Here is an 8,755-nt window from a genome sequence, read left to right as displayed (position 1 = left end):
GACGGATGGTGGACTGTGGTGAGGGGATTTATCCCCGATGGAGTGCGCAGCAGTCCCATTTTCGGGGCCGCTGCGCTGCCCATCGGGGATAAATCCCCTCACCACAGGTTTGATACTGGCGACTGATCCGTCAGACGAACGAATCGTCGTCATCGAAGAACGACGAGTTGTCATCGCTGTAATCAGTATCAGTGAATCCGCCCTGGTCATTGCCAGAGAAACCGTTATCGGCCACACGCTGGTCATTGCCCCAATCGTTGCCGCTCTGGTCAGCCACTTGCGCCGGCTCTTCCTTGATCACTTCAACAATTTCTTCAGGCTGCTGGTTGTGATGGAACAGGCTGCTGATGCCCTGCGCCAGCATCACGCCACCGGCCACGCCAGCGGCGGTTTTCAGGGCGCCGCCGAGGAAGCTGCTGCCCGCGGCCGGGGCTGCTTGCTGCGCGTAGTTGGGCGGTGGTGCGGCATAGTTCTGTTGTGGCGCTGGCGCAGCGTAGTTCTGCTGCGGTGCCGGCTCACGCCAGCCGCCGGTGGAAGCCGGAGCGCTTTGGGTCGGCGCCGGACGCGAGCTGCCGCCACCGAAGATACTCGACAGGAAACCACCGCCGCCGCTTGGCGCCGGGGCCGCGCTCTGCGACTTGGCCGCTTGCAGTTCAGCCTGCAATTGCTGGACTTGCTGGGTCAGCTGCTTGTTCTGTTCGTCGAGGCTCTTGATCGCCGCCTCTTGCACCAGAATCGCCTGGGTCATGAAATAACCTGCCGCCGGCTGGCGGGTCAGGTGTTCCTTGATCCGCGCCTCGGCCTGGGCGTCGCGCGGGGCTGCCTCCGTTTCGGCCTGTTGCAGCCGGGAAAACAGTCCATCGATCAGGGTTTGCTCTTCGCTGTTCATGGCGACCTCGTAGATTGCCGGGGATAACGTTGCCCGTGTCCACGGTGGACATGGCGCACCTCTGTAATGGAGGCAGTGACAGGATGTTTCAACGACCTTTACCGAATGTTTACGTTTGTGTCCGCCCGCCCATCATCGGTTAAAGTGAGCCACTGTTTTCGACCTGCGATACCGACTGATGAATGCCTTCGATGTACTGCGCGACTCTCTGTATTTTTTCAAACGCCATCTGGCCAGCATCGTGCAGTTATGCCTGCCGCTGGTGATCTTCGAGGCGGCGCTGCAACAAGTGGTGGATCACGTCACCGACCCGGACAGTTTCTCCGCCGCCAGCGTGGTCGTCGGTCTGCTGGTGTATCCGCTGTACACCGCCGCGCTGATTCTGTTCCTCGATGCTCGCACCCGTGGCGAAGCTCCGCGCAACCTCGACCTGCTGGCGATGTCCGCGCGCCTGTGGCCGCGTTTCGCTCTGCTCACGGCGCTCAATACCTTGCTGATTCTGCTGGGGTTGTCGCTGTACTTCCTGCCGGGGCTGATGCTGATGGTCATGCTCGCATTCGCTGAATACCTGCTGGTGTTGCGCGGTATGGGGCCGCTGCAGGCAATGAAGGAAAGTCTGCGCCTGACGCGTGGGCATTTCTGGCGGATCCTGCTGTGCATTCTGTGTGTGATGGGGCCGTTGTGGCTGCTCAAGGGCGCGACCCTGGCGGCGTACCCCGACCCACAGAATCCGCTGATCGCGGTAATGATCGACAGCGCGCACAGTTTCCTGCAACTGTTCACCAGTGTGGTGCTGTTCCGCCTGTTCATGCTGATCAGCGAATTGCCTGACAAACGTAACGGAGCGGTCTGACCTCGCGGCCCTTGGGCCAAGCGTCCGCGGTCGGGTATGCTCGGGATCACTTTTGTAACGCGATAAGCCGAGCCATGCCCCGTCTGCTGCGCTACACCCTGTTACTGATTGTGCTCGCCATCGCCGTGATCGGCGGGCTGATCTACAGCCTGACCTGGCGCCCCGATGCGCGAGAAACCTTGCCCGTCACCTGCAGCGGTACGCCGCCGACCCTGGTGCCCGGGCAAGCGCTGAAAGTCATGACCTGGAACGTGCAGTACCTGGCGGGCAAGCGGTACGTGTTCTGGAACGATCTCGCCCAAGGCTCCGATGAAGCGCCGTCCCCGGAAGACATGGCCTTCAGTCTCGACGAAGTGGCACGGGTGATCCGCGACGAACAACCCGACGTGGTGCTGCTGCAGGAACTGGATGACGGCGCCAAGGCCAGTGATTACCAGAATCAGCTCAAGCTGCTGCGGGAACGGGTCACCGACCTTTACCCGTGCAGCGCTCACGCCTTCGACTGGAAGGCCGATTTTGTCCCCGATCCGCACATCTTCGGCAGCGTTGGCCGGCAACTGGCGACCCTGAGCCGTTATCGCATCGAACACGCCGAGCGTCTGCAATTGCCGGTGCCGTCAGCGAATTTCATCTCCCGCCAGTTCGAACCCAAGGACGCCCTGCTCGCCACCAAACTGCCGCTGAGCGACGGCGGGCAACTGACGGTGTTCAACACCCATCTGGATCGCGCCCGCCAACCGGACGAGACCTTGCAGGCGCAGGTGACAGCGGTGACCAAGGTACTCGACAAGTACGAAAGCCAGGGCCTGCCGTGGCTGATCGGCGGCGACTTCAATCTGTTGCCGCTGGGCCAGTATCAACGCCTGCCCGCCGAGCAGCGCACGCCTTACTCGATCGACAGCGCCCTGCATCTGTTGTGGGACAAGTACCCGATGATCCCGACCAATAACGAAGCCAGCGGCATCGACCGCGCCCACTGGCTGACCCACTACCCCAACGACCCCGGCCTGAATGGCCCGGATCGCACCGTGGACTATCTGTTCTACAGCCCGAAGATCAAACGGGTCGAAGCGCGGGTGCGCCAGGACGATACGTTGCGCATTTCCGATCACTTGCCGGTGATTGCGCGGTTCCTGCTGCCCGCAGCCCCGTAGCCAGTTAACACGATATCCCCCTGTGGGAGCAGGCTTGCTCGCGAAAGCGTCGTGTCAGTTGATGCATCCGTGCCTGGCGCACCGCCTTCGCGAGCAAGCCCGCTCCCACAATAGATTGATGTCGTACCGTGATGGGGTAGCAGGCTGCGATGTTTTGCTCTTCAGGTGCCGCGCGGCTTGGCCCGCGCGGTCGCCTCGGCCACCAATGGATCATCCGGCCAATAATCACCCGTATCAGCTACGTCTCTAACCATTGACACAGCAGTAGGCCAGCAAGATTGGGCTTTACCACTGAGTCAGTGAACTGCTCATTGACAGTCAATGTTTGCGCCTGATATTGACGCATCAGGAACGCCAAAAGTGGAGGATTGACAGAGGCATCCGGCCTCAGATTCTTAACGCCTCCAAACATTGACAGTTTTATTTGGGTGAATGCAAACGTGCCTTTGAAAAGGCAGTGCCGAAGCCGATGAGAATTACGACAATTTGCGGCCGAGCCAAGCACTAGCGGCGAGTTCAAACCTACGCCGAGGCTATATACAAAAATCACGACCTCACTGAAGCAGATATGCGCCGAGCGCTGTTTGGCGGTGCAGCCACTTGCGCAGACTCATGCCTTACATGAACATGACAATCTTTCGGATAACTCGAACATCCAGCCAGTGAAGGCTGCGGAGAAAAAGAAGATCGGTGAAAGCGTTCACCCCCGTGTTAAGGGTCACGCTGCGGGTCGGTAATGAGTTTGAGGGTAGGAAGCACACAATGGTCCATGAGGAGGATACGCTCAGTACGCGTCTCGCAGAACAGGAAGCGATCAAAGCGGCCAGGAAGAATTACCGCCTTGTAGAGTTGGTTTCTGTAAAACCGATGTAGCGTGGCTCATCGACTTGCCACCAAAGATCAGTGCACCCGTTATAAGACCATCCCCTCGGCAAACCTGAATCAGCAGTTTCTCGACCATCCGAGTGCCCTGGGTAGTGGATAACAGTGCGAGGGGCTGTTCCTTGGCAAAACGTTGCTTAGGCTTGCTCAGCCAGCGCTGGGCTTTTTTGACGTCTCCGAACAGCGCCTCTGCCATTGCTGTCACATGTGCAAGTCGGAACAACCGATCACTCTCGTCCAGATTTAAGCGTTGTCGGCGAGCCAATCGGGCGTTAAGGGTCCCAACCGGCATAATCTTTTCAAGGGCGACTGCGTCGTACACGCCAGATTCGCTAAGCAATTTGAATCTCTCGGCTGCGAATCCTGCCGCGATAATCTCGTGGTTCTCTTGCTCTGATGCCCCTACGCCAATTTGAAGTGAAACTCCAAGATGACGTCGGTAGTGACGGTACACCGGTTTAGGCAGCAATTCAGCCAACATAGGTCGCCTCTTGACCGGCCATGTTCCACGACGGGTGACGTTCTTCTAGGAAAGATGGGCTGGTAGTACAGCCCTGTCAACGTCGGCATCTGACAACAAAAATTCCCCGGGAAGGAAATGTTGCTGCTCAAGACTTCAACTGACGCGTCCACACGAGCATGCAGGTTCTCCTCACGTATTCACATGCCCGGCCGATAACCACTATGTCCTGCTGGGCACTGGATAACGGAATTAGGGATGAACCGGATGATGTTTCGCAACGCTCTCGCATTTACGCTGGCATTAGTGGCCTGTAACTCAATAGCAGCAAGCTTTGATTGTTCTAAGGCCGCAAATTTTGCGGAATCCAGCATCTGTAATGACGGCTATCTGAGTGGCGTCGACAGCATTCTGGCGCGCTCCTATCAAAAAGCCCTCGCTGAAACGGAACACCCGGATGAGCTACGGCAATCACAACGCGAATGGCTATCGGTGCGAGACCAGTGCACCACCCAGAAGTGTCTCGATCAAACCTTGGGAGCTCGTGTCACCTTTCTGGATAGTTACTCACGCGTTGAAAAAAGTAAGGCATACGCTGCAGAAGAGAAGCTGCGCAAGGATGAGTATGAAGCTCAGCGCCAGGCAGAGGATCTTGCCAACTCACAAAGAGATCAGCAGTACCGGATCGCTCAGGAACAATTCCGTCAACAAAAACAGCAATCTGCTCAGCCGCACCAGGTGGCTCAAACACAATCACAAAGTGTGCAACCGGCGCCCTCCTCTCAGAGCCCAGCCAATGTGGTTTCGGCACAGCAAGTGCGCCCTGCTCAGTCTGTAGCTGGGAAACCAGCAGTGCTACGCATGTGGCAGGCCTTCTGGGCAGGCCCGGCATGGAAATACACGCTCTTGATAGGATCTTTGATCACCTGCCTGGCGATCTGGAGACACCACACAGAGGCTGCCACGATCTACACCGACTACACCGATGCTGCGATCACGAATGCGCTGCCCGCGATCGGAGCGGTTGCGGCTCTGATCCTTCGCTGGCTTGAAATGCCTGGCTTGGTCTCAGGGATAGCGTTGGGTACCGGGATTATCTTGGCCATTGCATATGCCGTATTCGCGACCTTCCGGACAAACCAGGGAGCTCTGAGTATCACCCTAGTTATTGTTGCCAAGCTCACTCTCATCACAGTGTTCTACGCGTTGATTGGAATGCTGATCGCGTCTCTCTTTTCGAACAGTGCCAGACGCAAAGGTGAATCCCAAGCGCGTGCTGCTGCTAGAAACAGTCGAGAGAAGAAGCAAACGATGGCTCTGATCACAGGCTTGTCGGTGGCTTACACCGCTTTTACTGCCTGGGTCTGCCGGCGACCTGAGTTCACCTCACTTTCCGAATGCCTGGAATTTGATACAGCACCTGCATAAGCCAGGGCGATCGGAACGCGATCGCGTGCTTTAGTAAACAAGTAGCCCGGGAGATTTCCTGGGCTTTTTTTGTGCCACGTTACTATCACTGCAGCACCTACACATTTGCTAACCAAGTTTAGTAGCACCCCAGCGGTCAAAGGTGAATACCCAAGATCAAATTGGGGCAGAATTCGACGATCAAAATGGAGCACATAAATGAAGTGGATTAAAGGGGTGATTGTCGGCGCATTCTTGCTCGTAATCACTGGTGCGGGACTGGGTCTGTTTTATGTTTTGCCGCAGTACGACGTGGTGGCCATCACCGGCGTTGAGGTAAAACGTGTGGACGATGACGGCGTCATCAATGCTGAAAACCCGGCCGACGGCCCGACCCGGGACGTGTATTTCATTAACACTGAACACCCAACATCGAAAGTGGTAAAAGTTTACCGAAACGACGACACCGGCTGGAGTTTTCCGTGGTACTTCAAGTTTGATTCGGCCGACGTTCAGGCAAAGGCTCAGGGTTACTCACGAGATGCCCAGCAACTGGCGCTGATCCGTTACTACGGCTGGCGCATTCAAATCTTGTCCGTGTTCCCAAACATCACAGACATCGAAGCCACAAACAGTCGCGAAGAGCCGTTTCCTTGGTTCAACACGATCTTCCTCAGCGTAGGCACGCTACTGATTTTGTTTGTGGTGTTTTTCATGCGCCGGCGATTCAAGCGCAAGACCAGGGGCGAAGTACTGGGTTGAACAGTTGAACCACCCGCCTTTTCAGCTTGGAAGATTCGTTAACCGCAGAATGAATGCCAGTCAGTTACCTGACTGGCATTTTTTTGTAGGTGCGATTCCTTGTTACGGCTAGGCTAAAGCAAGCCAGTCAGCGCTTTACCATTTCACACTGACGTCGCATGTCATCGTTTTTGATGCTCCCGCAACTGCCATTGCCAGTCTTGGCGTAGCACAGGTATCGCTGGTCGTCGTCGCGGATACTCGCGCAACTGCCGTTGCCTGTTTCGACGTAGCAGGCGTTACGCAAGTCGTCATTGTTGATGCTTGCACAGCTTCCGTTGCCCTCTTTCACGTAGCAGTATTTGCGCTTGTCATCATCACGGATACTCGCACAACTGCCATTGCCGGCCTCCACATAGCAGGTAGCGCGCTGCCGCAACCGGCGTGAGCGAAGCCGCTGAGCGCCAGCAGCATTACCAAAAATAGCCTCATCCCACCCTCCATTAATTGCCAAACGCTACCTGAAACTGTTCGTAATTGCCGCCTCGATAACCGTGGTTCGGGCACAAGAAGGCAAATGACAGATCAGCCGCGAGCTTCTTTCTGAAGGTCGTCCAACTCGTCCACGATGTCTTCATCACGATCCTCGAACGCCTTGGCCATATCACGCTGTAGATCAACCTGGACTTCCATGGTTTTCTTGGCCAATTTCATGCCGTCCTTAGAGCCCATGATAATTTTCATCGCCTGATCCGGATGCTTGTTGGCCTCGATCATCAATTCGAGTTCGTCGGCATCAAAGTGATCTGCGTAGACCTGGACCAGGGTGTCTTTCAGTAGGTCCTGGGAAATGTTGTCCTCGATCACGGCCTTGATTTTTTCTGGCGCGACTTCGCGATATTTGGATGCATAACCCGACGTGGCGACTTGCACTACCATCTTGTATTGGACGTCCATGCCCATCAACTTGACCAGTTCTTCAGCTTTGTCCTGGCTTGAACCGCAACCGGCCAGCAGCACCGAGCAGAGCGCCGTGATTGCCCATTTGAAAACGTTCGTCATGAAATGCCTGCCTTTGTCTTGAGATTTTTTTTGGTGACCGTGGAGTACGGCGGACCGCACTCCAGGCTCTAGGAAATGTGGTGATCAGTTCGTCTCAAGCGTGAAGCTTTTGCTCACGAACAGGCCGGAAAATAACGACTTGTCTTCCTTGAAAATGTAGGACTCTTCAAACTTGGCATCGGTGGCCAGCTTTTGAGCGATCGCGCACTCCGAATCGCTGTGATCCTTGCCCTTGACTCCAAAGTCACTCTGATAACCTGATAGGCCTGTTTCATTGCAAAAGCCGGTGAACTCCTCACGCTTGGTAGCGGCCTTGAATTCGTCGAACGACTCCTTTAACTGGTCGAAGCCCTTGTAGGTCAGCGAGTAGCTGGCCACCTTGGTCTTACGAGCAAAGTCACCTGCGGCTTCCGCAATTACGGCCTGGCCCATGGACGTACTGTAAGCCCCCATGATGAAGCCACTTAGCGCGCTCTTGAGTTGCGCCTGGACATCGTCAAGCTCTGGGATGGACGCAAATTTAGCCTCGCGCACAATCCGGCCAACTTCGCTGCCGTCATTACGATGCACCACTACAAACTCGACCGAGCCTTCGCCGTCGCTGGAGCGCGTGAGCTTGAAGTCCAAGTCAACTTTGGTGCCGAACTCCCCTGTAGCGCCGGTGATAAATGCACCAGTGAACGGCAGACGTTGGACGATATTGCTACCCCACGAGTAGGGCGACTTGACCACGCCTCCGTACTGATCCATCTCCGCGCGCGGCTGGATCTCATCCGCTACTTCCGAAGGCAGGACCACATCTGTGCCTTTGTGCGACAGGTAAGGAGTACTCATGTCCATGCCCAACAATTGGACATGAATCTCGCCCTTCTTGTTATCACCTTCGCGGCTAACCTTGAGGGCGTCGGCCTTCAAGTAAACGCCACCGGCACGACCGCCACCAGTACTGGACGAAAGCAGATACCGTGACCATTCGACCAGGGCAGACTCTTTTGCCCCGGAGTCCATTCCACCGAGCAGCCCCATAATCCCTTTCAGGAATTTATCTGCGCCGTTGGTCTCTGCTGCAACCAGGCGGATTTCTGGTGTTTCAACGGTGACGTTTCCCGACCAGAAGGAATAGGAGATATCTCCCTCGCTCAGGACGTTCTCGAGGAAGTACTGTTCCTTCATCTCATCGTACTGACGCAGCGCTTGCTTCTTGCCGGAGCTCGATAACCCCACACCAGCCGCAAGAATCGCAATACCGGCGACCGCAGCGGCGATGAGGATGTGCTTCTTGTTCATCGTTTTCATAGTCGGTTGCC

Annotated in this window: 8 protein-coding genes; 4 read left to right on the top strand and 4 right to left on the bottom strand. The window is 56.1% G+C overall.

Translation table 11 applies throughout. The features are described 5' to 3' along the window. Positions 1-130: 130 nt before the first annotated feature. On the bottom strand, positions 131-889 hold the full coding sequence (locus tag QMX91_RS12240; RefSeq protein ID WP_098965755.1) for a DUF2076 domain-containing protein: 759 nt from the start codon (positions 887-889) through the stop codon (positions 131-133). 178 nt (positions 890-1,067) lie between these two features. On the opposite strand from QMX91_RS12240, the gene QMX91_RS12235 reads away from it, so the two are divergent. Beyond that, positions 1,068-1,742 carry a YciC family protein gene (locus QMX91_RS12235; RefSeq protein WP_225136404.1) on the top strand — a complete coding sequence of 225 codons (675 nt, stop codon included), beginning with the start codon at positions 1,068-1,070 and terminating at the stop codon, positions 1,740-1,742. Between the two features lie 74 nt (positions 1,743-1,816). Beyond that, complete coding sequence (locus tag QMX91_RS12230; protein WP_282412764.1) at positions 1,817-2,896, top strand: endonuclease/exonuclease/phosphatase family protein; 1,080 nt, start codon at positions 1,817-1,819, stop codon at positions 2,894-2,896. 814 nt (positions 2,897-3,710) lie between these two features. Here QMX91_RS12230 and QMX91_RS12225 read toward each other — a convergent pair. Beyond that, positions 3,711-4,259, bottom strand: a complete 549-nt coding sequence (locus tag QMX91_RS12225; protein WP_017849609.1) for an antitoxin Xre/MbcA/ParS toxin-binding domain-containing protein — start codon at positions 4,257-4,259, stop codon at positions 3,711-3,713. A gap of 237 nt (positions 4,260-4,496) precedes the next feature. Here QMX91_RS12225 and QMX91_RS12220 point away from each other — a divergent pair, with 237 nt between their 5' ends. Together QMX91_RS12220 and QMX91_RS12215 are read left to right on the top strand one after the other, a co-directional pair. Beyond that, the gene (locus QMX91_RS12220; protein WP_282412763.1) at positions 4,497-5,666 is read left to right on the top strand and encodes a lysozyme inhibitor LprI family protein; all 1,170 of its coding nucleotides are present in this window, start codon (positions 4,497-4,499) and stop codon (positions 5,664-5,666) included. Positions 5,667-5,864: 198 nt separating this feature from the next. Continuing rightward, positions 5,865-6,407 (top strand): DUF1523 family protein, encoded by a 543-nt coding sequence (locus tag QMX91_RS12215; protein WP_033896496.1) that lies wholly within the window; start codon positions 5,865-5,867, stop codon positions 6,405-6,407. A 564-nt stretch (positions 6,408-6,971) separates the two neighbouring features. On the opposite strand, the gene QMX91_RS12210 is transcribed toward QMX91_RS12215, so the two are convergent. Both QMX91_RS12210 and QMX91_RS12205 read right to left on the bottom strand, forming a co-directional pair. Further along, positions 6,972-7,448: a hypothetical protein gene (locus QMX91_RS12210; protein WP_282412762.1), complete on the bottom strand. Its 477-nt coding sequence runs from the start codon at positions 7,446-7,448 to the stop codon at positions 6,972-6,974. Positions 7,449-7,532: 84 nt separating this feature from the next. Beyond that, positions 7,533-8,744: a hypothetical protein gene (locus QMX91_RS12205; RefSeq protein WP_033896493.1), complete on the bottom strand. Its 1,212-nt coding sequence runs from the start codon at positions 8,742-8,744 to the stop codon at positions 7,533-7,535. Positions 8,745-8,755: the final 11 nt, after the last annotated feature.

It is taken from the genome of Pseudomonas sp. PS01299, from assembly GCF_029960145.1.
GTDB lineage: Bacteria > Pseudomonadota > Gammaproteobacteria > Pseudomonadales > Pseudomonadaceae > Aquipseudomonas > Aquipseudomonas putida_A.
The sequence above is the reverse complement of the archived record's forward strand: the minus strand, read 5'-3'. Positions and strand labels throughout refer to the sequence as shown.